A 297-nucleotide genomic window follows, 5' to 3' on the forward strand; every position below is an offset into this window, starting at 1 on the left:
TTTTATCAGCGTATGTTAGGACGGTGTATGCTATTCCTTCACATACAGGAGAAATATGCTCTTTTATCTACACAGGCAGGAAATCTACATGCAGCAATTTTTCCACGTCATCAGAAGGAAGGGGTTTGCTGAATAAATAGCCCTGTCCTTCCTGGCAGCCTTCCTCATTTAGAAAATGCCACTGGTTTTCCGTTTCGATTCCTTCAGCCAACACTTTGAGATTCAGCGCTTGTGCCATGGAGATAATGGCCTTTACAATCGCTTCATCATTCGAGTTAGGGAGCTCGCGTACGAAAG

The 297-nt window shown here is 44.1% G+C and carries 1 protein-coding gene; it reads right to left on the minus strand.

What is annotated here, in order from left to right:
• Positions 1–67: 67 nt before the first annotated feature.
• On the minus strand, positions 68–297 hold a 230-nt coding region (locus tag LKX83_RS32380; protein ID WP_227887380.1), incomplete at its 5' end, for an EAL domain-containing protein.

The organism is Cohnella baijiui, assembly GCF_020731285.1.
In the GTDB taxonomy this organism is placed as follows: Bacteria; Bacillota; Bacilli; order Paenibacillales; family Paenibacillaceae; genus Cohnella.